Origin of the sequence: Hyalangium gracile (genome assembly GCF_020103725.1) — a bacterium.
GTDB lineage: Bacteria > Myxococcota > Myxococcia > Myxococcales > Myxococcaceae > Hyalangium > Hyalangium gracile.
In genome coordinates this window covers 25,218-50,381 of the sequence record NZ_JAHXBG010000029.1, presented here as the reverse complement: position 1 = coordinate 50,381, position 25,164 = coordinate 25,218, and the positions used below count along the sequence as shown (strand labels likewise).

Genomic DNA, 25,164 nt, shown 5'->3' with positions numbered 1-25,164 from the left:
CGCTGGTGCGACAGGTCGGCGGTATGCTCGCGGGATGGCGTCGCAAAGCGCTCCCACCCCTCCGTCCGAGTCGAAGCAGTCCATGGGCTGTGGCCGTCTGATCTCGATCATCATCAGGGGCTGGCTCGTCGTCCTCGGCGGGATCCTCATCGCCGACGAGGATTGGGCACCCGGAGTGCTCCTCCTGCTGATCGCTGGCATCTGGACCTTGCGACGAAACCAGAGCGCTCAACTGCCTGCCAGCCCCGCGGTGCCACCCCCTGCGCCACTTCCCGAGCCTTCACCCGGCAACCCCCCAGCCGATGAGCGTCCTCGCGCGCCTCGGGGCTTGAGTGCAACGCCCCGGCTCTCGGCCATCGAGGTGAGCTGGCAGTCCGTGCCAGGGGCTCACGGCTACCACCTCTACTGGTCCACGGACGCGCGGTTCTCCTCGCCCGAGAAGGTCGAGAACGTCTCCTCGCCGTTCATCCATGAGAACCTCGACGACGAGAGCACCTATTATTACGCCGTCACCGTCTTCAACAGCTCTGGCGAGAGCCGCCGCGCGAAGCGCGTGTCGGCCTCCCCGCTCCCACCCAATCAGAAGCCCTCCGCCCGCTTCGACGTCATCCCGCAGCAGGGCTCCCTCGAGGTGGTGGTGGACGCCTCCGCCTCCTCGGACCCGGACGGACAGGTCGTCCGCTACAAGTGGCGCTTCGGTGACGGAGAAGAGGCCATCACCAGGTCGCCCAGGCTCAAGCACCCGTATGCGGTGCCTGGGACCTATCGGATTAGGCTGACCGTGCTCGATGACGGGGGCGCGAAGGGCAGCGCGACCCGCTCCGTGACGGTCACCGCGCCTGCTCCCGCGCAGCCCCAGCCGCCAGCGGGCCCCCAGCCGCCAGCCGAGCCCCAGCCATCCCCTGTTGAACCCCTTCCGCCTCCCGTCACGCCCAGCCCACCCGTCGAGCCAGCACCTCCCGCCGAGCCTCAGCCTCCCGCCGAGCCACCGCCGCCCATCGAGCCGCCGCCTCACGTCGAGCCCGTTCCCGCTCCGCAGGGCTCCGCGTTCTCGATCTCCGCCACCGCGGGTGATGCCCCGCTGGAGGTCGCGGTCCAGGTGCCTTCTTCAGCCGAGACAGGCACTTCCCACCAGTGGGACTTTGGCGACGGAACACGGGCCGAGGGCGACTCGGCCCGCCATACCTACGCCGCTCCCGGGAGCTTCACAGTCACGCTCAGCTCGAAACCGGCTTCGGGCACCGCGCGGTCCGCTTCGCGCGACGTCCACGTCTTCGCGGCCCAGGCCCAGACCCCCGTGGAGCCACGCCGCAAGATCACCGTCGTGGGAAGGGTGCGTACGCGTGACGGAGCGCCGCTCGAAGGTGCGCGAGTCTCGGTAGCCCAGGGACCAGAGCGGGCCTACGCCTATACGGACACCGAGGGGCGGTTCACCCTCGTCGCCAATGGAGGCGGCGCGCTCGAGCTGACCTACGAGAAGGCGGGCCACTTCCCCCTCCACCGCCGCATCTCGTCCGCCTGGCAGAGCGAGCACTCGGCCCCCGACGTCGTCCTCAGCGCGCGTGACACGGTCGTCACGAAGATCGCGGTGGGCGCGGCAGCCACGACCGCCCAGCTCGCACGCGCGAGCCAGGTGCGCGATGAGCACGGCTCCCGCCGGGCGACGCTGCTCTTTCCTCCAGGGACCTCGGCGACGAGCACGGGAGCAGATGGTCGGCGGATACACCACTCAGGGCTCCACGTTCGTGCCACGGAGTACACCGTGGGTGGCCAGGGGCCTCAGGCCATGCCCGCGGAGCTCCCCCCAGGCACCGCCTATACCTACGCCATCGAGTTCAGCGCCGACGAGGTTCCGCCCTCGACGGACGTGCACTTCGACAAGCCGGTGCGCTTCTACGTCGAGAACTTCCTGGGCTTTCCCGTCGGCAGCCACGTGCCGGTGGGCAACTACGATCGCGTCCGCCGTGCCTGGCTGCCCATGCGGAATGGGCGTGTCATCCAGGTGCTGGGGGCCTCCGGGGGGCTTGCCAGCATCGACTGCGACGGCAAGGGCCCGGCGTCTGCCTCGGCGCTCTCCGCGCTCGGCATCGATGACGAGGAGCGCAGCACTCTCGCCGCTGCCTACGCTCCTGGACAGAGCCTGTGGCGTGTCGAGCTCCAGCACTTCAGCACCATCGACTGCAACTGGCCGCGCAAGCTCCCAGAGGATGCGGCCCCCTGCGACGCCGACGACCCGAAGGAGGATGAGACCGAGGATGATCCGTGCGAGCAGTCCGGCTCGATCATCGACTGTCATAACTGCGCGCTCGGTGAGCGGATCCCTCTGGTCGGAACGGAGCTATCCCTGCACTACCGCAGTGACCGCATCCCTCGAGAGAACGACTTCATTCGCGAGATCCCCCTGAGTCGGGACAGGCTTCCTGCCAGCCTGAAGAAGATCGTCCTGGACGTCGTTCAGGGCTCGCGCCACGAGCGGTTCGAGTATCCCCCCACCCCCCACCTCGTCCACCGCGTCACCCTGCCCGAGGAGCAGCGAAAGCCCCCCGTCCGGCCGCTCTCCGTGCGCATCGGTTACGTCTATCCCTCCTCGTATCTCGCGCCTCCGAATCTCGAGCAGAACTTCGGGCTTTCCACGGCGGAGGCGAAGCGGATCCGCGACACCCGGATCGACGAGACGCTGTGGAAGGAATGGACGGGCTGGATTGGCCGCTTCGATGCGCGAGCAGTGGGACTCTGCGGGTGGACGCTGAGCAATCACCACCGCTACGACTCGGTGCATGGGGTGCTGCACCTGGGTGATGGCTCGCAGCGGCGCATCGGGAGCCGGAAGCCCAGCGTCGTGACGGTGGCGGGACAGGGCGGAGGCGCGGGGGCCGAGGGATATGGCGGCGATGGCGGGCCGGCTCGCCGAGCGCACCTGAATGGCCCCTCCAAGCTCACCATCGCCCCGGACGGGACGATCTATTTCATCGATAGCGGAAACAATATCATCCGGCGAATCTCTCCGGATGGCTCCATCGAGCGCTTCGCTGGAGTCGTCGAACCGGAGCACTCCGAGAATGGGCGCCAGATGGCCAGGAGGCCGGAGGGCGATGGAGGCCCTGCACTGCTCGCTCGGTTCGGTTCGCTCGCGGATCTCGAGCTCGGGCCGGATGGGGCGCTCTACATCGTGGATGGCTTCCATGACGTCATCCGACGGGTAGGCCCGGATGGAACCATCACGCACTTCGCGGGGCGCTTCGTCGAGAGACCCTACGAGGGGTCGATCGGAGATGGCGGGCCCGCCACCGAGGCCGTTCTCGACAGCCCCGACAGCATCACCTTCGGTCCGGACGGCAGCCTCTACGTCACGGAGCTGTTTGCCATCCGGCGTATCCAGCCAGATGGCGTCATCACCACCTTCGCGGGCTCCCATCCTGGAGCCGTCATCCGTGAGAACGTCTCCCCGCACTCGCTCGCCTTTGGCCCCGACGGCAGTCTCTACTTCGCGGAGCCTCATCAGCATCGCGTCCGGAAGATCACTCCCGACGGGGTCGTCACCCGGGTAGCGGGGACTGACACGCAAGGCTCGCGTGGTGACGGGGGGCAGGCAGTCGAGGCGGGGTTGGCTTTTCCCACGAGCGTCGTCCTGGCCAGGGACGGCTCCATCTACATCGCCGAGGGGCAGCGCATCCGGTGCATCACGCCGGATGGAATCATCCAGACGATCGCGGGCAACGTGCCCGAGTCCCTTCCGCCGGACGTGGACGCCTACGACTTCATCGCGCGTGAGGAGGTGCCGGTGCTCACGAGCTTCCTGGAGGCCAGTGACATGCTCCTGGGGCCCGACGGTGGCATCTACTACACCGAGCCGGAGTGGCACCGCGTCCGCGTCATCCGCGCCGGAGGTGTTGCCGGCTTCTTCGAGCAGGTCATCCCCGATGAGACAGGCGACCACCTCTACGTCTTCGACGGCACGGGCAAACACCTCCGGACTGTGGACACGCTGACCGGCCATGTCCTCGTGCGCTTCGAGCATGACGAGCGAGGGGGCCTGTCTTCCGTGGTGGAGAGCGACGGCCGCACGACTCGAATCGAGCGAGGGCCGGACGGGAGCCCGGCAGCGATCATCGGACCCTACGGTGACCGGACGCGGCTCGCGCTCGATGAGGCGGGCCGGCTCGCCTTCACGGTGGATCCCCACGGGGACTACCATGTGCTGGGGTACGACTCGAGAGGGTTGCTCACGCGCTTCGTCACCCCGGACGGCGGTGAGTCCCTCTTCTCGTATGACGGGGAAGGCCGACTCTCCCAGGAGCGTACGAGCGAGGGGGCGCGCATCGCCCTGGTGCAGCGCGGCGAGGGAGGCACCCGCTCGGTCTCACTCCAGCGGGACGCACACTGCACGGAGTACACCACCGAGGCGATGCCCGATGGCGGGCAGCGGCGGATCACGGTGCTTCCCTCCGGGCTGCGCCTCGAGTCCGCCCGCGGCGGCGATGGCGCCCAGAGCACACGCCTGCCGGATGGCACCACGCTCGAGATCCTGGCCGTTGCGGACCCAGTGCTCGGCGCGGCGGGGCCTCCGGGAGGGAAGGTCACCCTCACCACGCCTGGAGGAGTCAGTGTGAGGCTGGGGGTCAGTCGCAGCGCGCAGCGCGACCCCAAGCACCTGCTCCGCGTGACACGCGTCCTCGAGACGCTCACGCTCGGAGGGCAGACTCGAACCATCGAGTATGCCGCTGATACCCGCACGCTCCAGGTGAAGACCAGCGAGGAGCATGCCTCGGGACTCCGCCTCGATGAGCGCGGCCGTGTCATCGAGCTCCTCCCCGAGGGAGAGAGCCCGACCCGGATCGCGTATGACGAGCGCGGCCGCCTTGCCAGCGTCACGGACGAAGTGGGCCAGGCTCGCTTCGCGTACGACGCCAGGGACCAGCTCGTGGAGGCCGTCGATCCGCTGTCACGCGTCACCCGATACGAATATGACGAGCGGGGCAGGCAGGTTCGGGAACAGCTCCCCGACGGCGCGACCGTCTCCTACGCGTATGACGGGCACGGTCTCCTCACGGCGATCGTGCCCCCTGGTCGCCCTCCTCATCACTTCTCGTACACGGAGCGAGGAATCGTCAGCGAGTACCAGCCGCCAGCAGCGGCGGCACAGGCTTCCGTGCTCCGCTGGGGCTTCGATGCCTCGGGTCGGCTCACCTCCATCGATCGGGGAGGTGGCAGGACTCTCGTGCTCAGCCATGACGAGCAGGGACGCCTTGCAGCCGTGGGCCCCGCGGGCGGAGAGGTTCGCTATGCCTATGACGCCGTGGGGCGTGTCTCCGCCATCACCGGGCCCGGAGGAGACGCGGTCACCTACGAGCACGACGGCTTCCTTCCGACGGCGCGGCGCTGGACGGGCGCCGTAGCTGGCAGGGTGTCTTCACGCTACGGCGAGGACCTCCACGTACGGGAGCAGCGAGTCAATGACGAGCACGTGCTCCACTTCCGCTACGAGGAGGGGCTCCCTACCGCTGTCGGAGGCTTGCAGCTGAACTGGAAGGGGCTGGGCCGGCTGGCTGGCTCGGGGTTCCAGCGCATCTCCGACGCTTTCGAGCATGATGCCCGCGGCAGGGTGGTGCGGTACCGCGTGTCCCGCGACCTACAGGAGTTCTTCGCCCTCGAGGTGAAGCGGGACGCCCTGGGGCGGGTGCTCGAGCAGCTCGAGCACGAAGGTGGAGCGCAGCGCCGCACCTCGTTCGCCTATGACGAGGCGGGGCGCCTGGCCCGAGTCGAGCGCGATGGCGCCGTGACGACCTTCACCTACGACGCCAACGGAAACCGCACGGCATGGGAGGAGGGAGGGCTTCGCGTCGAGGCGCGGTACGACGAGCAGGATCGCATCCTCTCCTCAGGAGAGCTCCGGTTCGAGCACTCTCCCGAGGGCGAGCTGCTGGCGCGTGCGCGCGGCACCCAGGAAGAGCGCTTCACCTTTACCGCGGAGGGCGAGCTGGCCTCGGTCACGGGCCTGGGAGGCCGTCGGGTCGAGTACGTCATCGACCCGGAGGGCCGGAGGCTGGGCAAGCGGGTCGACGGGAAGCTGACGCAGGGGTTCCTCTATGACGAGCTGGACCGGGTCATCGCCGAGCTGGATGGCTCGGGGGCCGTCGTCTCCCGGTTCTTCTACGGCTCACGTCCCCACGTGCCAGACGGGTTCATCAGGGGCGGGCGCCAGTACCGGATCATCTCCGACCTGATCGGCAGCCCTCGTCTCATCCTGGACGCGGACACGGGAGATCTCGCGGGCCGGCTGGACTACGACGCGTGGGGTCGGCTCACGCGTGACGAGGGCCCGTCACTGCAGCCCTTCGGGTTCGCTGGCGGGATTCATGACCGGGACACGGGGTGGGTCCACTTCGGCGCGCGAGACTACGACCCGGCGCTCGGTCGCTGGATCTCGAAGGATCCGCTCCTCTTCCATGGGGGCAGTACGAACCTCTACGCGTACGCGGATGGCGACCCCATCAACCACATCGATCCCAGCGGAACGCTGGCCCTGCTCCTGTTTCTGCCCTACCTCGAGTCCGCCCTGCTCGGCGCCGGCAGCGAGCTCCTCTGGAAGCTGCTCCTGGAGCGCAAGCGGCTCGAGTGCCTGACCTGGGAGGACTGGCTCTGGATCCTCGCCGCTGGCGTCACCGGTCCGCTGGGCAAGCTGTCGGCCGCACGTCGGGCCCGGCGCCTGAAGCAGCTCGATCCGCCCGTGCCCGTCAGGCGTCGCAGGAACCTCCTCGACGACATCCTCGATCGTATCGATCCCCGGCGCCGACGGCGGAAGAAGCTCATCGAAGAGAACAAGCGGATGCCGAAGCCGGACCGCAAGCCTCCCATCGAGCCGCCGGATCCCCGCAAGCTGCGATCCAAGAAGCTGGCCGAGGAGCTCGAACGGCTCGACAGCGGGCACAGCCTCGACCGGCACGGGCCAGACGTGACGGATGCGCTCCTGGAGCGGCGGCTCAAGACGGGCATCGCGCCTGATGGGAAGTACAGCTCGGCCCCGGCCTCGACACGGTTCTCGAGCTACGACGACTGGCTGAAGACCCGAGACGACGCGCTCCGTGCCATCGAGAAGCGGGAGGGCATCAGCCTCGAGAGGCCCCCCGGCCCTGGTGAGCCCACGAAGCACAGCATCAACCTCGACCACAAGCGCCCGATCGACGAGGGCTTCGTCGGCTCGGGCACGAAGACGAAGATCACCGATCCGGCCACGGGCAAGAAGCACAACATCTACTCCAACACGGATCCCGTGAGTGGAATCACGGGCACGAAGACCTCCGTCGAGTGGAACCCGGCCACCAACAGATGGGACGTGAAGCAGCACTTCCCCGATGGCGCGAAGTGGGACAACGTGACCAAGACCTACGGTCCCTGACGCGGAAGGAGCGCCGCTCCATGCGGATTCCCAGATCCATGCTGGACTACTACCTCGACAACGTCACGGTCGGGTTCTTCAACGACCATGACTCGCCGCCGGATGATCTCTCCGGGTACCACGATGACGTGATGATCATGCGGCAGAAGGCCGTCCGGCATGGAGACATGGAGTTCCTGCGGCTCGGGCTCGGCTATCTCCTGAGCACTCCCGGCATCGACCATGAGAGCTGGGGCGGCGGCCGCTATCCGTTCGATGCCGAGGAAGTCCGAGCGATCATCGAATACGCGTACCAGACGCTCTGGCCCGGTGCGCCGCTCCCCTCTCGCGACGAGCTCTCTCAGGTGGAGCTCGTCTCGATGCCGCTCGAAGAGTGGTGGGCAAAGCGAGGCTGAGGGCCGCGTGAAGGCGCCCCCGCCAGGGCACGCAGGGGCGCCAACGCGTGCCTACAGCTGCTGAAGCTGCTGCAGGTAGAGCTGGGCGAGCTCACGGACATTGGGGTCCGGGTCGCTCAGGAACTGCGAGATGAACTCGCGCGACTGGCTGCGGAAGCCCAGCACCGCCAGCGTCTTCTTTCGCACGGCCGCGTCTTCCTGCGCGGACATGGACTGGAGCGCCTGCGTGAGCACCGCGTTCAGCGGGGCCAGCTCGTTGAAGAGGTCCACCACCGCCAGCCGCACCTCCGTGCTCGGGTCGGACAGGAAGACGGTGAAGATGCGCCCCATGGCTCGTGGGTCCGGCACGTTGCGCAGCGCCGTGGCGGCCGCCAGTCGGACATGGCCGTGCGGGCTGGTGAGGTAGGGCTCGGCGATGGCCATCAGCCGAGCGTCGCTCATGTTGCCCAGGCCCAGCAGCAGCATCTCCTGGCGCTCGGGGACGGGGCTCTTGGCCAGCTCGTCGACCAGCGCGGTGAACCACTCCTCGTAGTCTCCGTCGCGCTTCTGGGCCACCGCTCCCTGGAAGCCGGCCAGCAGCGGCCCGTTGGCGCCCACGTCGGGAGGCACCGAGGACAATTCCTGGCGCAGGACCCGCATCAGCGTGTCGCGGCCCGGCTGCTCCAGGTCCTCGCGAGTGCCCATCCCGGCCAGCGCCGCGGCGTAGCCCTCCTCCGGGAGCCCCGGGGTGGTCAGCAGATCCGCGGCAAGCCCCTGGCCCGCGGGCCCATGGCGCAGCGCCTCGCTCACCACCGCCGACAGCACGTCGCCTCCCACTGGCTTCTCGGTGCTCGAAAGCGCGGGGCGGAGCGTCCGCCGGGCCAGCTCCGGATCCGTGGCGAAGAGCGTGGCCAGGTCCTCCATCAGCGGCCGAGCCTGCTCGCTCTGCGGGTCGAAGTTCTCCAGGCGCCGCAGGGCTTCCAGGGTGTCGGTGAGCTTGCGGACGAGCTGCTTCGGGTCCAGGTTCACCAGGCCGGGGCGGACCGCCACCGGGGCCTGGGTCTGCTGCAGCGCCACGCGCGGGTTGAGCTCCACCAGGCTGGCCAGCAGCGCGCCCAGCTCGGCGGCGGCGGGCGGAGCCACGGAGGCCAGGGACTCCAGCGGCGCGGGCTGCAGGGAGTACGTCTCGTCGATGTCCGCGTCCATGAGCGAGTGGCGGATGGACGTGCGGAAGCGGCCCTCGGCCGACAGCAGTCGGCGCTCCTCCAGGTTGAACCGGATGCGCGCCTTGCCCAGGTTCTGCACGTGCTTCTCCTGCAGGCTCTGCTCACCGTCCGGGCTGGAGCCCACGGTGGTGAGCTGCTGGTAGCGCTTCTTCTTGGAGAAGAGCAGCTCCTGCCCGCTCTGCGCCTCCACGCTGTAGGCGCCGTTGTAGCGGCCGAAGGAGTCCTGCTCCTCCGCGTTCCACTCCGCCGGGGGCCGCGCGGGCACCGTCACCGCCAGCTTCTCCAGCACATTGAGGAGCTGGGGATAGGCCTGGGGCGCCAGCCCGGAGCCCACGCGCACCTGGGCCACGCGGTTGCGCACGTCGAGCTGCACGTACGCCTCTGCCCCGTCGAACTGCTTCACGGCCTGCTCGCTGAGCTGAGCCTGCTCGGCAGCGGACAGCCCGCTGCCGGGGTAGCTCACCTGGGTGCCGGTGTCCTTCCAGCGCACCCGCACCCAGGTGCCCTCTCCGCCCTGCACCCGCTGCCACTCCACCATTCCCTTGAGCTGAGACACCACCTCTGTCCGGGGCTGGTTGGCCGTCACCTCCGCGCGCGTGCCGGGATCCATGCCGGCCAGCATCTTGGAGATGTCCAGGGTGAAGTGGACGGTCTGCTCCAGGCGGTACACCGCCCGGGTGGCCGTGCGAGCCCCTTCCACGGCCGCGGCCGGGGAGGGGGGCTCGGGAGGCTCTTGCAGGTCGGGCGTGGCCGCCGAGACGGGGGAGGGTTCCGCCGCCGGCCGCCACAACGACAGTCCAACGGCCGCCAGGAGGGCCGCCGCGGCCATCATCACCGAGGCGATCCGCTTCCAGTGCTTCTTCAGAGGAGTGGCATTCATGGGAATGGAGGGTGTCCGTGGGTTGAGGTCAGGGGATTACAGCGGGTCCACGACGCAGGAGATCTGCATCGGGTCCGGGCACCCGCTGCCGCAGTCCATGAAGCAGGACTCCTCTGGCTCGCAGATGCCGTCACCGCAGGTGGGGAAGCTGTTGCAGGGACCGCAGTCGCTCATGCAGCCGCAGGCCGTCTCCGCCCCGTTGCAGATGCCGTCACCGCAGCTGGGCCAGGTGTTCTTGTAGTTCTGCTCGTGCTGCGTGCAGAGCAGCGGGTTCAGGCCGTCGAAGCCGGTGTTCCAGTAGCGGTCGATGAGCGTCGTCGGCGCGCTGTCCCCGCCCCACGTGCCGCCGCCCAGCTTGTGCGTCCACGTCTTGGAGCCCAGCCAGAAGAAGACCTTCAGGTAGGCCTTCAGCGTCCAGGTGTTGGGCTTGCGCTGGTAGGCCATGTTGTAGTGGAAGGCCAGCTGGTGGGTGTTGGCCGGCGTGGTGAGCTCCAGCGTGTTGGGCAGCACGTAGTCGACGATGGCCGTCTGGGCCCGGATGCCGATCTCCGCGCCGACACCGAAGGCGGAGATGCTCACACCGCCAGAGCCAGCGATGCTGCCGATGGCCTCGGGCGTCAGCTTGCCGGTGGCCTCTCGCGTGGTGAGCTTGAAGTTGCTCGTGTACTGGACCTTCGCCCGAGCCTCCGCGGAGATGTTCGCGCCGATGCCGTGGACGCTGTAGCGGAAGCTGATCTTCGCGCCCGGAATCTGCTGATCATAGATGACGACCGGGGTGGTGCTCCCGGCGGTGTAGAGGTTCACCTCCGCGCACGTCTGGCCCGGCAGCTGCGTCAGCCGGGTGGGCACCGTCATGCACGTCTTGTCGATCGTCTTCTTCCAGACGATGGAGCCGTTGAAGCGCAGGTAGAGGCCCGTCTGCCCGTCCTTGCAGTTGGTGGCGATGGGGCGCACCAGGGCGTAGGCGTCCAGCGTGGGGTTGGTGGCGGAGCCGATCTCCTTGTTGGCGACGTAGAAGCGTGCCTTGACGCCAGCCTGGGCCGTCGCCGTGTCGATGGCCAGCCGCGAGGAGTAGTAGCCCCAGCCGTCCATGCCGAGCGCGGTGTTGCCCAGCCGCTGCACGCTGGTCTCCTTCGCGCACGTCACGTTCCACGTCAGGCCCGAGCCGCTCTGCGTGCAAGGGTCGGAGGTGGAGGGCGTGGTGTTGAAGGAAGGCCGCGTGCTGCTGGCGCAGGTGTACGCGCTGCAAGTGGAGCTGGCGCCAGTCGCCGTGGTGCAGACCGCTCGGCAGGACGAGGTGTAGTCGCAGGCCTCCGCGCACGGGCCGATCGAGTCCTGCTCCGGGAGGTAGCAGCTGTAGTGGCCGCACCAGCTCGTGGTGCCGTTGCCCACGGAGCACGCGAAGCCGCAGTCGCTGCCGGAGTTGCACTGCGTCTGACAGGTGGGGCCGGTGCTGCCGCAGTACGTCTGGTAGTCGCCGCAGCAGTCGCCGTACTGCACGCAGCTCGGGTCACAGTAACAAGAGCCGCCCGGAGCCGCGCCCGAGCACGTCCCGGCGCAGGACTGCGCCTCTGCTGTTCCAGGTAGCGCCACGAAGGCCATGGCGAATGCAAAGGCCATGGCGCATCGGACGGCGCTCACTCGCCATCGATACACTTCAAGCATGACTTCTCCTCGAGTCCCGAACGGAGCGAAGGGCACGCCTCGGCCGCGCGGGGGAATCCCGCCAGCCGCGTGGGGTTGGCCCTCTCGGGACCAGGAGGGCGGTTCGTGCCCGTGCTCGGAAGACGAGGTTCCCCCCGAATTGTCGCAGCCCGAATTTCGCGCGGAATTTCCCCAGGCCTTCGAGGTGCGTCCGCAGGGATGCGGAAGGGCTCGGAGCGCTGAGGCTGGAGGGGCGGTTTCGGCGGTATCATCCGCTCATGGACCTGCCCACCATGCGCACTCCGTCCCCGAGCGCTCCCCGGAGCGCCACCGGCCCGAGCGGGCACCTGCTGTCCGGTGTCCTGCCCGAGGTGCGGCGTGACGTGCTCGGCTTCCTGCTGGAGACCGCGCGCCGTCATGGAGATGTGGCCCGCTACCGGCTCGGCCCGCTCACCTCCTTCCTGGTGAGCCATCCGGATGGCGTGCGGCAGGTGCTCCAGGACAACGTGGCCAACTACACCAAGGACCACCTGTCCTACACGACGGCCCGCTGGGTGGTGGGGAACGGACTGCTGACGAGTCAGGGCACGTTCTGGCTCCGGCAGCGGCGCCTGGCCCAGCCCGCCTTCCACCGCCAGCGCATCGCGGCCATGGCGGGGCAGATGGTCCGAGCCACCACCTTCATGCTCGAGAGCTGGGAGCCGCACGCCGTGCGAGGCGAGCCGCTCGGGATGATGGCCGAGATGATGCGGCTGACGTTCCGCATCGTGGGCGAGGCGCTGTTCGGCACGGACCTGGGCCCGCAGGCCGAGACGGTGAGTCGGGCCTTCACCGAGCTCAGCGAGCAGGTCACCACCCGCTTCCGCTCCTTCCGGGTGCTGCCTCCGGTGCTGCCCTTCGGAGAGGATCGCGCGTTCCGCGTCGCCCGGCGCGAGCTCGATGAGACGGTGTTCCGCATCATCTCCGAGCGTCGCCGGAAGAAGGGGGACACCGGCGACCTGCTGTCCATGCTCATGCTCGCGCGCGACGAGGAGACCGGAGCGCGGATGGACGATCAGCAGCTGCGCGACGAGATCCTCACCATGCTGGTCGCCGGACACGAGACGACCGCCACGACGCTCGGGTGGATCTGGGCCCTGCTGGCGAAGCACCCGAGGGTGGAGGCGCGCCTGCACGAGGAGCTGGACGCGGTGCTCGGGGGACGGCTGCCGACGGTGGAGGATGTTCCCCGGCTCACCTACACCCGCATGGTGGTGGATGAGGCGCTGCGGCTCTACCCGCCCGCCTACGTCTTCAGCCGCAAGGTGGTGAGGGACGACGTCGTCTGCGGCTTCCACATCCCCGGGGGCTCCTCCGTGGACCTGAGCCCGTGGGTGACCCATCGCCACCCGGAGATATGGGAGCAGCCCGAGGAGTTCCTCCCGGAGCGCTTCGAGCCGGAGCGGGCCGCCCAGCGCCCGCGCTACGCCTACTTCCCGTTCAGCGGTGGGCCTCGCCAGTGCATCGGCAACAGCTTCGCCCTCATGGAGGCCCAGCTCATCGTCGCCACGGTGGCCCAGCGCTTCCGTCCGCGCCTGGCCCCGGACTACACGCTCGTGCCCGAGCCGCTCATCACCTTGCGCCCCGGCGGCGGCCTGCCGATGCACCTCGAGCGGCGCTCCGCGGCCGTCAGCGGGTAGCCTCCTCGGTGGGCTGCTGTAGCGTGGATTGGATCCGGGTGCGGATGGCGTCGGTCGCCGGGGAGTCGAGCGCCCAGGCCTGCGTCAGCACGATGCCGATCAGCTTCGCCTGCGGATCGACCCAGAACGTCGTGTTGAAGATGCCGGACCAGAAGTAGGACCCCACCGGGCCCAGGTCCTTCGTGCGCGTCGGATCACCCTGCACGCCGAACCCGAGCCCGAAGCCCACCGAGACGAACTCCGCCCGCAGGTTGCCGATCTGATTGCTCGTCATGAGGTCCACGGTCTCCTTCTTCAGCAGCCGCACGCCCTCGTACTCGCCGCCGTTGGCGAGCATCAGCAGGAAGCGAGCATAGTCGGGTGCCGTCGACACGAGCCCCGCGCCGCCCGAGCGGTACGTCTTGCTCCCGGCGTAGTGGAAGTCCGGCGCGTAGGAGATGGGGCCCTCCGTCACGTTCTGCCCGGTCACGGGCACCTTCTCCAGCGTGCCCGCCGGGGTGCGCCGGTACAGCGTCACCAGGCGCGAGAGCTTCTCCAGAGGCACGAAGAACCCGGTGTCCTTCATCCCCAGGGGCTTGAAGATGCGCTCCTCGAAGAATCGGTCGAGCGGCTGTCCGGAGACGGTCTCGATGAGATGGCCGAGCACATCCGTGCTGAGCCCGTAGGCGTAGGCCGTGCCCGGCTCGTGCAGGAGCGGCAGCGCGGCCAGGGCCCGAGACTGCTCCGCGGGCGTCCGGGAGGTGTGCTCGAAGCCGTCGGTGATGCCCGCCTGGACGTAGAGCGCAGTGAGCGCATCCTGCTTGAAGCGATACGAGAGGCCCGAGGTGTGGGTCAGCAGGTGCCGCACGGTGATGGGCGTCTGCGCGGGCTTCGTCTTGTAGCCTCCGGGGCTGGAGGGATCGGGCTCGCCCAGCACCACGGGGTTCCGCCACTCGGGCAGGTACTTGGAGATGGGATCGTCCAGGCCCATCGCGCCCTGCTCCACCAGGAGCATCGCGGCGACGCTGGTGACGGGCTTGGTCATCGAGGCGATGCGGAACAGCGCATCCTCGGGCAACGGCGTCCCCTGCTCGAGGTCCAGCTTGCCCACGGCCTTCAGGTAGGTGTCATCACGGTCCGCCTGTCGGACCAGCACGACCACGCCCGGGGTGTACTGCTCGTCGACCTGCTGCTGCAGGGTGCCGCTCAGCGGCTCGAGCTTCTGCGCGAGCCTGGGCCCACCACAAGCGGTGAGCAGGCCCACGCCCAGTGCCACGAGAATCCTGAGTCCCAGCCGGCCTTGCCTCGGAATCATGCGATCACGCTCCTGGCCCCGGGGGCCATGGAAGTTCGCACCCCCTTTAAGACCGAGGAGGCCGAGGCTGCCACCAAAACCTGGAAGGGCGCGTCGCCGCGCGCCATGCGGATGCCAAGCTCAGTCGTGGGGCTCGTCGTGGTCGGCGATCCCCCGCTTCCAGTAGCCGTTCACCCGGACCCAGCTCTTGTTCGCCACGCGCTGCTGGAACAGCTCGCGGATGGGGCGAAGCGTGGTCGCCTCGCCCGCCGCCCACGCGAAGAAGTCCCCCGGTGGGAACTCCAGTCCACGGATGGCCTTCTCCAGCAGGTCGGTGGTGCCGGGCGCCGCTCCGTTGCGGTGCAGCCAGGTCACCTGCACGTTCGCCCGGGTGTCGAACCGCTGCTCCTCCGCGGCGCCGGCTACCTCGATGAACGCGATGGCGCGCGCTCCGGCGGGGAGCTCCTCGAGCCTCCGGCCGATGGCGGGAAGCGCCGTCTCGTCCCCCGCGAACAGGTACCAGTCGAAGTCGTTGGTGACGATGAACGAGCCACGGGGGCCGCCCACGGCGATGAAGTCCCCCACGCGTGCCTTGCTGGCCCAGGTGGCGCCAGGGCCCGTGCCGTGCAGCACGAAGTCGATGTCCAGCTCGCCCGCGGCGGCATCGTACCGCCGAGGCGTGTAGTCGCGGGCCACGGGACGCTTCTGGCCCTCGGGGACGCTCAGGCCGTGGGGGCCCACGATGGGGATGACGGGCTTGAGCGCTCCTGGCTCCGGGAAGAGCAGCCGCACATGATCATCGGCCCCCTCGCTGTGGAAGCCGGCCAGCTCTTCTCCCCCCAGCGTCACGCGCATCATCTGGGGACTGACGCGGGTGGTTCGGCGGACCTGGAGGAGCCGGAACCGGATGGGGAAAGGGCCTCGACGGAACGCGCGCTCGGACTCAGTCATCAATGGGTCTCCTTCTTGATAACGTTTCGCATTATCATTATCTCGGCCGGGAAGGGGAAAGAACCGCACCCGGAAGCAGGAGGCCCTCACCGGGCCGAGTCGCGCGCGAGCACCGTGGCCCGGCCGATGCGCTCCACGACGGAGAAGCCGTGCCGCTCCAGCTCGGGCACGCCCCTGCTCCGGAACGTCACCACGCGGTTGTAGGTGGGGTCGCGCATGGCGGCCTGGAAGTTCGCGTCCTCGGGGCGGTCCGAGGTGAGCCAGGGGATGTTCTTGCCGATGTAGAAGTAGCCCCCGGCGCCCCACACGGTCTCGTTGGGGACCTCGTTGATGTAGAGGAGGCCCCGAGCTTCTGGAGCGCGGGTGGCGCGCACGATGGCCTGGAAGTGGTCCTTCTTGCGCGGAGGCTCGAGCCGCAGCGGGGTGGCCAACGACAGCACCAGAGCCCCCAGCCCGGCGGCTGCCTGGACACGAGGGCTCCGGAGCGACAGGAGCAGGGCCACCGCCGCGGGAGCCGTCGCCACCGTCCAGAGCACCGTGGCCGGGTAGAGGAAACGATCCTCCTTGTGCGGCGTGACGCTGATGGCCAGCAGGTAGAGCGCCGTGCTCCCCAGGAGCGGCAGGGCGCCGCGGTGACGGCGGAGCACGCCCCACAGGCCGAGCCAGCTCCACAGCGGCAGCACCTTCAGCCAGATGGGCAGGTAGTAGCCAGGAGGCTCGGAGCCGAAGATGACCGCCGCCTGATGGGAGGCGTTGAACGCGGTATAGGCCAGCAGGGAGTGGAGCGGCTTGCCCCAGGTGAGCCAGTCGAGCACCGCCAGTCCCGCGGCGACCACCGAGCCTCCCGCCACCCAGCCGCTCAGGACTCGCCACTGGCGTCCCCACAGCAGCCAGCCCAGGGTGGCGACGACGAAGACCATCGAGCCATACCGGGAGACGACCGCCAGGCCCAGCAGCGCGCCCGCCACCGCGCCCCGCCGGAACCGACGCTCCGGCGACTCTTCGGCATCGGAGGCGGCGAGCCGCTCGAAGGCCAGCACCAGGAAGGCGGCGGAGAAGGACTCGCTGAGCGTGCGCCCGGCGTACTCGAGCACCGGACGGTAGCTGGCGACCAGCGAGGTGGCGAGCCAGGCCCCGTACACGGGCAGGCTCCGGCGGGACCACCGCTCCACGGCGGCCAGCGCCGCCAGATGCAGGGCGTACTGGGGCAGCTCCAGCACCGCCCGGTACCCCAGCGGATGCTCGATGCCGAGCGCGTGGCACAGCCGCAGGATCCACGAGAACAGTCCGGGGATGGCCCAGTTGCGGATGCCCTCCTTCCACTCCCAGGACAGCACGCCGTAGCCATGGGCGCGGTACCAGGCGGGCTCCAGCACCTGGTACACCTCGTCCGGGTGGACGCGCCCGAGCTGCGCCACCGCCAGGATGCTGGGGATGGCCGCCAGCGTGCACAGCACCGCCCAGCGCCAGAGCGGTGGGCTGGACTCGTCAGGGGCTGTGGGAGAGGGGGGCTGCAAGGTTCGACCTGGTGCGCGTTCAGCGGGCGCGAGCATACCCTCCGCGCGACGGTCCGCGCGGGCGGTTGTAGCCCCTGGGGCGTTCAGGCGAGCGGGAGCTCCAGCGTGGCCAGGGCCCCCTTGCCAGGCCCCTCGCTCTCCAGACTCAGCCGGCCCCCCATCAGCTGGGCCGCCAGCGCGCTGGCATGCAGGCCGAAGCCGTGTCCCTCCTTGCGCGTGGTGAAGCCGTGCTCGAACAGCTTGCCCTTCACCTCGGGGGCGATGCCCATCCCGTTGTCCATCACCTGGATGCGCACCCACTCGCCCTCCACCCCCAGCCTCACGGTCATGTCGCGCTGCCCCTCGGGCACCACGTCCAGGGCGTACTTCGCGTTGGTGATGAGGTTGATGAGGATCTGCAGCACCTTGTGCTTGTCCAGCTTGAGCCTGGGCACCGCCGCCAGCTCGCGGCGCACGGTCACCCCGTGCCGCTCGAGCGCCGCCATCTGGATGCGCAGCGCGTCCTGGATGAGCTGGCCCAGGTCGCACTCCTCCGGCATCAGCGAGGTCCGGGCGTACGCCTGCTGCACCTGAACGATGGCGCGGATGTGCTCGATGTGTCGCCCCATCGCGTCCAGGTCCTCCATCAGGCGTGTCTGCTCGCCCAGCAGCTCGTCGGCCAGCGCGGACAGGTACTCCGGCAGGTTCCCACCGCGCGCGCCGCGGGTCAGGAACCGGCTCAGGTCCTCTCGGTTCTCCAGCACCAGGCTCGTGGCCTGCTTCAGCCGGCCCACCCGAGAGGAGCCCACGGCCCGCTGCATCATCTCCAGGTTGATGACGGCGCTGGTGAGCACGTTGCCCACGTTGTGCAGCACGTTCGAGGCCACCTCCGACATGCCCACCTCTCGCGCCGTGTCCACCAGCCGCGCCTGGGCCTCCTTCAGCTCCCGGGTGCGCTCCTCCACCCGCTGCTCCAGCTCGTCGTTGGCGCGCCGCAGCTCCGCCTTGGCGTTGCGCACGTCCGCGTACAGCCGCGCGTTCTCGATGGAGATGGCCGCCTGCGACGCGATGTGCCCCAGCAGCGCCAGCCGCCTGGGGCTGAACGCGTTGGTGGCCAGCTTGTTCTCCAGGTACAGCACGCCGCTGAACTGCTCCTGCCGCATCAGGGGCAGGCACAGCACGGACCGCGCCCCGCTGTGCGCCAGGTACTCATCGGACGAGAACGCGTGGGGCTTGGAGGCATCGCCGATGAGGACGTGCTCGCGCGTGCGCCGGACATAGGACAGCAGCGTCCACGGCAGCGCGTGGGCCGTGGCCTCGCCCGACGTCGGGATGGTCACGCTGCCGGCTGAGGTCCCCGAGATGGCCACCACCGTCAGCGTGTCCCCTCGCGGCAGCAGGAGCGCACCCCGCTGGGCGCCCGCGTTCTCGATGGCCGCGCGTATCAGCGTGGTGACCAGCCGCTCCAGCTCGATCTCGCCGGAGATGGCCTGCTGGGCCTTCACCACCGTGAGCGCGTCGATGCGGGTCGAGTCCGTGCTGCTGGTGTCATGGACCGCTTCGGCGTCCCGCGTGGGGGCGAGGTTCGGCCACTGCGCCTCCAGGTGGTGGACCTTGCCCGTGGCTCCCCACTGTTGGTACGCCGCATGGGCCTCGCGCGCGAAGGCATGGGCGACGATGGGAGCCTCCCTCGCGCGCCAGAAGTCCGCCGCCAGCTCGCTGGCCAGCCCCAGTTGGTGGGTGGCGCCGTTCTGCCTCGCCGTGCGGATGGCCTGCTCGTACGCGCGCGTCGCTTCATCCGGCCGATCCATCAGGCGAGCCAGCTCCGCGGACACCATCCGCTCCGGAGCGTGGAACGTCTCCGGGCACTGCTCGGCCCACTCCGCGAGCTGCCGCTGGTGGCTCCGGATGGCCTCCAGGGAGCGCTGCTGCTCCTCGGGCGTGGCCTCCTGGAAGAGCGCGGCCAGGCTGAGGGCACGGTAGAGGTGGAGCTCCCTCACGGAGATGGCGCCCGTCAGGGACCACATGATCTCCGAGGCTCGCTCCGCCGCCTCGAACGCCTCCTTGTAGGAGCCACACAGGAAGCGAGCCTGGAGCTTGGTGAGCCAGTACCAGCACTGGGTGCTGGTGATGTAGCGGGTGCTCAGCCCGGCCTCGACCTCCTTCTCGTCGAACCCATCCCCGCTCAACGTGTCGAATGAGGGCGTGCGCCCGCGCATCTGCTGCGCGAAGCGCTGGAAGAACAGGAGCAGGTTCTGGGGATCCTGGACGCCGGTCTTGCGAAGGAACTCCTCGCGCGTCCCGATTTCCTGGGAGATGTCATCCAGGTTGTGCCCCATTGCGAGGCGGTTCCAGATGCTCGTGCTGATGCAGTAGCCGGCGATGTAGAACTCGCCCGCCTGGAGCGCATGCTGGAAGCCGTTGAGGACCAGCTCCTGCACCTCGGGAAGAGGGCGCCTCCAGTAGCTGATGCACTGCAGGGTCAGCAGCGCGGCGGCCCGGTGCGCGGCCAGGTTGTACCGCTCGACGAACGCCATGGCGAGCTGGCTGAAGGCGTAGCCTTCCCGGTACCGCTTGAAGGTCAGCGCCGTGAGCATTCCGAACCAGCCGAAGCCGACGACGGCGTCCGCGGTGAAGCCGTGGCGAAGGGACAGCGCCACCATCTTGCTCATGGCGATGGTGAGCAGCTGCTTGTCGGTGAAGTAGGCCTTGCCGTACAGCGAGGCCAGGGCGCTCATCGTCACCTTCACGTCCGGATCGGTCATGGGTGGCAGGTCGATGAGGCTCTCGATGGAGCGCCCACCCATCAGCGCCCACGTCTCGGCATGGGCCGCGGCCGCCTCCTCGTGGGAGGGGTGGGGCGACAGGGGGATGCCCAGCTGGGCCAGGCACTCCATCATGTGCCCGATGGAGGTCTGTACCTCGCCCATGAGCATGCAGGCGTCGCTCAGCATGCAGTGGGCGGCCGTCTTGTCCGCGCGGGTCCGTGCCTGGGTGTGGAGCTCCTCGGCCAGGCGCCGCAGCTGGGCGATGTTGCCGGTCTGCATCTCGCACCGGGCCTGGGCCAGCTTCACCTGGAAGGCGAGCGGGTAGTCCGTCTCCCAGGGGGCGCCGGGAATGAGGCCGAAGGCCGTCGTGAGGTAGGCGATAGCGGGACGGTGCGCCACCGCGGCCTCGGCCTTCGCGCCGGCCTGCGCGTTCAGCCGCGCGAGGGAGTGACGCTCCTCGGGGTCCCGCATCAGCTCCACCCCGGTGTTGAGCTGGCTCACCACGTCGAAGAGGTTCTCGCGCAGCTGCTCCGGGGACAGGGTCTGGAGCAGCAGCCGGCCGATGCGCAGGTGGACCTCCTTGCGCTCGGTTTCGGAGCTGAGGGAGTGGGCGGCCTGCTGGATGCGGTCGTGCAGGAAGCGGTACTGCTCCGAGCCAGTGCGTACCAGCATGCCCTCCATGAGCGCGGGCTCCAGCCCCTGCTCCACCTCCATCGCCTCTCCCAGGCCCACGAGGGTGCCCAGCAGCGGGAGCGAGAAGACGTTGCCCACGCAGGCCGCCAGCCGCAGCAGGTCCTGCGTGGCGGAGGGGAACTGGCGCAGCTTGTGGAGCATGAAGTCCACGACGTTGTCCGAGTAGTCCTTGGCGCGGACACCCTCGGCGTTCCACCGCCAGCCTGCCGCCTCGCGCACCAGCAGACCGTCCTGGTGCAGCGTCGTCATCAGCTGGAGCAGGAAGAAGGGGTTGCCGCCGGTCTTTTCGTGCACCAGCGCCGCGAGGGGGCGCACCACCTCCGGGCCTGCCCCCACGAGCGCATCGCCCACCAGCTGCTCCGTCTGCGCCAGGGTCAGGGGCTCCAGCCGGATGTCCGTGATGCGCGCGCCGGCCTTGCGCACCGCCTCCAGCACGGGGGCCAGCGGGTGCGCGGGGCTCACCTCGTTGTCCCGGTAGGCGCCGATCCACAGCACCGGAGGCGTCTCCGGCTGGGAGAGGAGCTGCTGGATGAGCCGCAGGCTGGACAGGTCCGCCCACTGCAGATCATCCAGGAACACCACCATGGGGTGCTCGGGCGTGGCGAAGACGCCCAGGAACTGCCGCACCACGCGATGGAAGCGGTGCTGCGCCTCGTTGGGAGACATCTCCGGGACGGGCGGCTGCGGGCCGGACACCACCTGCAGCTGAGGCACCAGGTCCACCAGGAGCTGGCCCTGGCCCTCCCACGCCTGGTTCAGCCGCTCGCGCCACCGGGCGATCTCCTCATCGCTGCCCGCCAGCAGCTGCTGCACCAGTCCACGGAGGGCCTGGGCGATGGTGGCGTAGGGAATGTCTCGCTGGAGCTGGTCGAACTTGCCGTGGAGGAAGAAGCTGCGCCGCTGCACCACCGGCTTGTGCAGCTCGTGCACCACCGACGACTTTCCGATGCCCGAGTAGCCGCTCACCAGGAACAGCTCGGGCCGGGCGGTCTGGACGACGCGCTCGAAGCCCTGGAGCAGGGCCGCGACCTGCGACTCGCGCCCGTAGAGCCGCTGCTGCAGCTGGAACCGGTTGGGCGTGTCGTGCTCACCCAGGGTGAACACCGCCCGTGAGTCCTGCTCTGGCGCCTCACGGCACCGCTCCAGGTCAGCCTTCAACCCCTCGGCGCTCTGGTAGCGCTCCTCGGCGGTCTTGGCCAACAGCTTCATCACGATGGCGGACAGCGCCGGTGGCACCTGCGGGTTGAGCTCGTGTGGCGGCGTGGGGGTCTGCGCCATGTGCGCGTGGAACCACTCCAGCGCGTCCCGGCCCTGGAAGGGCCGCTTCCCCGCGAGCAGCTCGTACAGCGTGACGCCCAGCGAGTAGAAGTCGGTGCGGTAGTCCACCGCCCGGTTCATGCGCCCGGTCTGCTCGGGCGACATGTACGCCAGCGTGCCTTCGATCATGTGGCCTGGCGCCGCGTCCAGGTGCTCCACCTTCTGGAGCGTGGCGACGCCGAAGTCGATGAGGCGCGCCTCGCCCGAGGGCTCGAGGATGATGTTGGAGGGCTTGATGTCCTTGTGGATGACGTTGCGGCTGTGGACCTCCGCCAGCGTGGAGGCCAGCGAGATGGCCAGGCGAAGGAAGCGGGGGAGCTCGAACGGCTGGCCCACGGACTCGGAGAGGGACTCGCCCTGCACCCGCTCCAGCAGCAGCACGGGCCGCTCGTGGATCCGCTCACAGGCATAGGGCCGGGCGACGCCGCGCACGTCTTGCAGCCGCTGCAGGACGCCGAACTCGCGCCGGTAGCGCTCGCGGTCGCGGTCCCCGGGAGAGGGGGTCATCGGCGTCTTGATGATGACGGGCAGGCCGTCGGCCTCGCGCACTGCCTGGAACAGCACGTTCGAGCCCGTCCCTCGAATCGTGCCCAGCATTCGGTAACCTGGAATGTTCAGCATGGTGAGCGTGCTCGCAGAAGGGCGCCTTGCGCTGGCGCAGGCGAGGACCCTCGTCGCGTCAACACATGAAACACACAGGGTGTGGCTCACAGGTTGCTGTAGACAGGCCCTGCAATCCAGATACTCAGAGACAAGAATGTCGGTTGCCCGAAGGGGAAGCCGAGCCAGAGCGCGGGTGTACCAGGACCCCCTCGCTCGGCTCCTCGCTCTCTGGCATCACCTGTCAGGAGGGCACGTCACCCGCTCAGGATGGGGGTCCACCGGTCCATCGAGCGCAGGCCCAGCTTCGAGAGCCACTGGAGACGGCCGTCGATGTCCGCTTGCCCGATTTCCTGCCAGTCCGCATCCGTCAACAGCATGGGCTCTATCACCTGCACGGTAGGGCCCTGGGGTACCTTCACCCGCACGCGAGGCACCAGTAGGAGCCGCTCGTCTCCACCCCGAATGGTCTCGAGCGGGCGGAACGTCGCCCCTGGATTCGAGCCCGCGGGCGCGGAGGCCGCGGCCAGGGCCTGCTCCGGCGAGCCGTAGAACATGGGCGACATGGCCCCCAGCATGTAGTTGGCGATGTTCGACAAGCGCCACAGGACGTTCGGCGAGTGGCCGCGGGTGAAGGCGCACAGCTCGAAGTAGTCGATGCCCTCACCCGTGCCGGGGGGCACGGGCAGCGCACTCACCCCGGCCGTCGTCGCGAAGAAGATCTGCTCCTGGAGCTGGACATACACCGCCAGGTGGTGCTGCTTGCCCCCCGTGTTGGAGATGTTGCCGATCGTCTTCACCGACTGGAACGGGATGATGCGACCGACCTCGCCCATCAAGGCGGTAAGGAACCGCTGCTCGTAGTCACCGTGCATGCTTTCTCCGACTCCATCCACCACCGGCCTCAGCCGCTGCCGCTCCCGGCGACTTCTCCCAGATAGAGTCCCTACATCATGCCACGCTCGGCTTTGTGGAAGGATCATCGATGACCCATCGGAATTTCAGTCGGGGCGAGTTTCTCGCCCTCTCGGGCCTGCTGGCTGGCACGTCGCTCCTGCCAGGCACGGGGAGGGCCGCGGCGCCCAGGAGCCCTCCACCTCCGAAGGCGGGCGCGGCCGACGGGGCAGGGGCCCCAGGCGCCGCCGCGAGCTCCCGAGCAGAGCAGGTGGCGCGCCTGCGGCGAAGCTGCCGCGTCTTTCTCCCGATGGGAGCTCCTGAGGACGATGGCGCCGAGCTGATCCGCATCGGCGAGTGGGTCAAGAAGCAGGGCGCGTCGGCGGACGTGTACGGCAACGGAGAGCTCGTCCAGTCCTTCGAGCGCAAGGTGGCGGGGCTGCTCGGTTTCGAGGATGGGTGCTTCATGCCCACCGGCACGATGGCCCAGCTCATCGTGCTGCGGATGTATGCGGACGCCAGCGGCAACCGGAACGTGGGGCTGCATCCCTCCTCCCATCACGTGCTTCACGAGAGCGACAGCTACGAGGTGCTGCACGGGCTGCGCGCGGTCCATGTCTCGCCATGGACCCGGCCGGTGCTGGCCAGTGACGTGCGGGAGGCGCCCGATCGACTGGGCACGGTCAGCGTGGAGCTGCCGGTGCGCTGGTTGGGTGGGCAGCTGCAGACGTGGGAGCAGCTCGAGGAGCTCAAGCGCACCTGCCGTGAGCGCGGAGTGAAGCTGCACATGGATGGTGCCCGGCTCTGGGAGAGCCAGCCCTTCTATGGGCGCTCCTACGCGGACATCTGTCGGGGCTTCGACTCCGTCTACGTGTCCTTCTACAAGATGGTGGGGGCGATGGGCGGCGCGATGCTGGTTGGCGGGCGTGACTTCATCAATGAGGCGCGCACCTGGCGGCATCGGCACGGCGGGAACATCTTCCACATGCTGCCCTACGCGGCGTCCGCGGCGATGCGGCTGGATGAGGTGCTGGCCCGCATTCCCGGCTACGTCCAGCGAGCGAAGTCCCTGTCCGAGGCCATCGCCAGCGACACGCGGCTCACGGTGCTCCCCAGGCCGGTGCAGACCAATCTGTTCCGCGTCTTCCTTCGGGGAGATGCGATGGCGCTCAGGCAGCAGCGGGACCGCATCGCGAGCGAGCAGGGGATCTGGGTGGCGAACGGCTTCATCCAGACGCGCGTGCCCGGAGTCGTCGAGACGGAGCTTCAGGTAGGGCCGGCGCTCGGGGACATCAGCGATGCGGACGCCGCGCGAGCCTTCTCCCGCCTGCTCTCGCCCGCCTGAGCTACGGCTCACGAGGCAGGGCCCTGGAGCCTCGTGGAACTCATCGAGGACTCCAGGGCCACTCGGTCAGGGGCTCACTGCCGCTTCATGACGGAGTAGCGCAGGAGCACGACTCCATTCTTGTAGACCTTGGTGGACAGCAGCTCGAGGTCGACGAAGTTCTGGAGCTTGGGAGAGAGCGGGATTCCCGAGCCCAGGAGCAGCGGGTTCAGCTTGATCAGCACCTCGTCGACGAGCCCCGCGGCGAAGAGCAGCGACGCGAGCTCGCCTCCTCCGCAGAGGAAGATGTCCCTGCCCTCTCGCTCCTTCAGGCGGCGGACCACTCCCGCGGGGTCATCGGAGAGCACCTTGACGCGCGGGTTCGGGCTCTCCTTCATCGAGCGCGAGAAGACATAGGTCTCCATGGCCGGGTAGGGGTCCGTCACTCCCAGCTTCAGGCCGAACTCATAGGTCCGGCGGCCCATCAAGACCGTGTCATACGTCGCGAATGAGGCCATGTAGTCGGCGACGTGCTCGCTCTCCTTCACGAGCCGGTCCTGCATGAAGGCTTCGATGGTGTGGTTCTCGGTGGCGATGAAGCCGTCAACGGTGGATGCAAGGTGGTACTTGAGCTTTTTCATCCAGATCT

At 68.9% G+C, this 25,164-nt stretch carries 12 protein-coding genes; 4 read left to right on the top strand and 8 right to left on the bottom strand.

The features are described 5' to 3' along the window. Positions 1–328 precede the first annotated feature (328 nt). The gene (locus tag KY572_RS39010) at positions 329–7,396 is read left to right on the top strand and encodes a PKD domain-containing protein (RefSeq protein WP_263452349.1); all 7,068 of its coding nucleotides are present in this window, start codon (positions 329–331) and stop codon (positions 7,394–7,396) included. Positions 7,397–7,416: 20 nt separating this feature from the next. Next, a complete protein-coding gene (locus tag KY572_RS39005; RefSeq protein WP_224248812.1) occupies positions 7,417–7,791 on the top strand; it encodes a hypothetical protein in 375 nt (124 codons plus the stop codon). A 51-nt stretch (positions 7,792–7,842) separates the two neighbouring features. Here KY572_RS39005 and KY572_RS47530 read toward each other — a convergent pair whose 3' ends face one another. Next, positions 7,843–9,876 (bottom strand): HEAT repeat domain-containing protein, encoded by a 2,034-nt coding sequence (locus KY572_RS47530; protein ID WP_263452348.1) that lies wholly within the window; start codon positions 9,874–9,876, stop codon positions 7,843–7,845. Positions 9,877–9,912: 36 nt separating this feature from the next. After that, complete coding sequence (locus KY572_RS38995; protein WP_224248811.1) at positions 9,913–11,496, bottom strand: hypothetical protein; 1,584 nt, start codon at positions 11,494–11,496, stop codon at positions 9,913–9,915. Positions 11,497–11,813: 317 nt separating this feature from the next. Here KY572_RS38995 and KY572_RS38990 point away from each other — a divergent pair, with 317 nt between their 5' ends. Further along, a complete protein-coding gene (locus tag KY572_RS38990) occupies positions 11,814–13,199 on the top strand; it encodes a cytochrome P450 (RefSeq protein WP_224248810.1) in 1,386 nt (461 codons plus the stop codon). Here KY572_RS38990 and KY572_RS38985 read toward each other — a convergent pair. From KY572_RS38985 to KY572_RS38965, 5 genes are all read right to left on the bottom strand, one after another. Next, the gene (locus KY572_RS38985) at positions 13,189–14,493 is read right to left on the bottom strand and encodes a serine hydrolase domain-containing protein (RefSeq protein WP_224248809.1); all 1,305 of its coding nucleotides are present in this window, start codon (positions 14,491–14,493) and stop codon (positions 13,189–13,191) included. The genes KY572_RS38990 and KY572_RS38985 overlap by 11 nt on opposite strands. A 120-nt stretch (positions 14,494–14,613) precedes the next feature. Further along, positions 14,614–15,426 carry a siderophore-interacting protein gene (locus KY572_RS38980; RefSeq protein ID WP_224248808.1) on the bottom strand — a complete coding sequence of 271 codons (813 nt, stop codon included), beginning with the start codon at positions 15,424–15,426 and terminating at the stop codon, positions 14,614–14,616. Positions 15,427–15,509: 83 nt separating this feature from the next. Beyond that, positions 15,510–16,940, bottom strand: coding sequence for a glycosyltransferase family 39 protein (locus tag KY572_RS38975; RefSeq protein WP_224248807.1), 1,431 nt, complete (start codon positions 16,938–16,940; stop codon positions 15,510–15,512). Between the two features lie 83 nt (positions 16,941–17,023). Further along, entirely contained in the window at positions 17,024–22,318 is a 5,295-nt protein-coding gene (locus tag KY572_RS38970; RefSeq protein WP_224248806.1) for a trifunctional serine/threonine-protein kinase/ATP-binding protein/sensor histidine kinase, read from the bottom strand. Between the two features lie 236 nt (positions 22,319–22,554). Continuing rightward, positions 22,555–23,172 (bottom strand): hypothetical protein, encoded by a 618-nt coding sequence (locus KY572_RS38965; RefSeq protein WP_224248805.1) that lies wholly within the window; start codon positions 23,170–23,172, stop codon positions 22,555–22,557. A gap of 329 nt (positions 23,173–23,501) precedes the next feature. On the opposite strand from KY572_RS38965, the gene KY572_RS38960 reads away from it, so the two are divergent. Continuing rightward, positions 23,502–24,536 (top strand): threonine aldolase family protein, encoded by a 1,035-nt coding sequence (locus tag KY572_RS38960; RefSeq protein WP_224248804.1) that lies wholly within the window; start codon positions 23,502–23,504, stop codon positions 24,534–24,536. A gap of 74 nt (positions 24,537–24,610) precedes the next feature. On the opposite strand, the gene KY572_RS38955 is transcribed toward KY572_RS38960, so the two are convergent. Beyond that, the gene (locus KY572_RS38955) at positions 24,611–25,156 is read right to left on the bottom strand and encodes a dihydrofolate reductase family protein (RefSeq protein ID WP_224248803.1); all 546 of its coding nucleotides are present in this window, start codon (positions 25,154–25,156) and stop codon (positions 24,611–24,613) included. Positions 25,157–25,164: the final 8 nt, after the last annotated feature.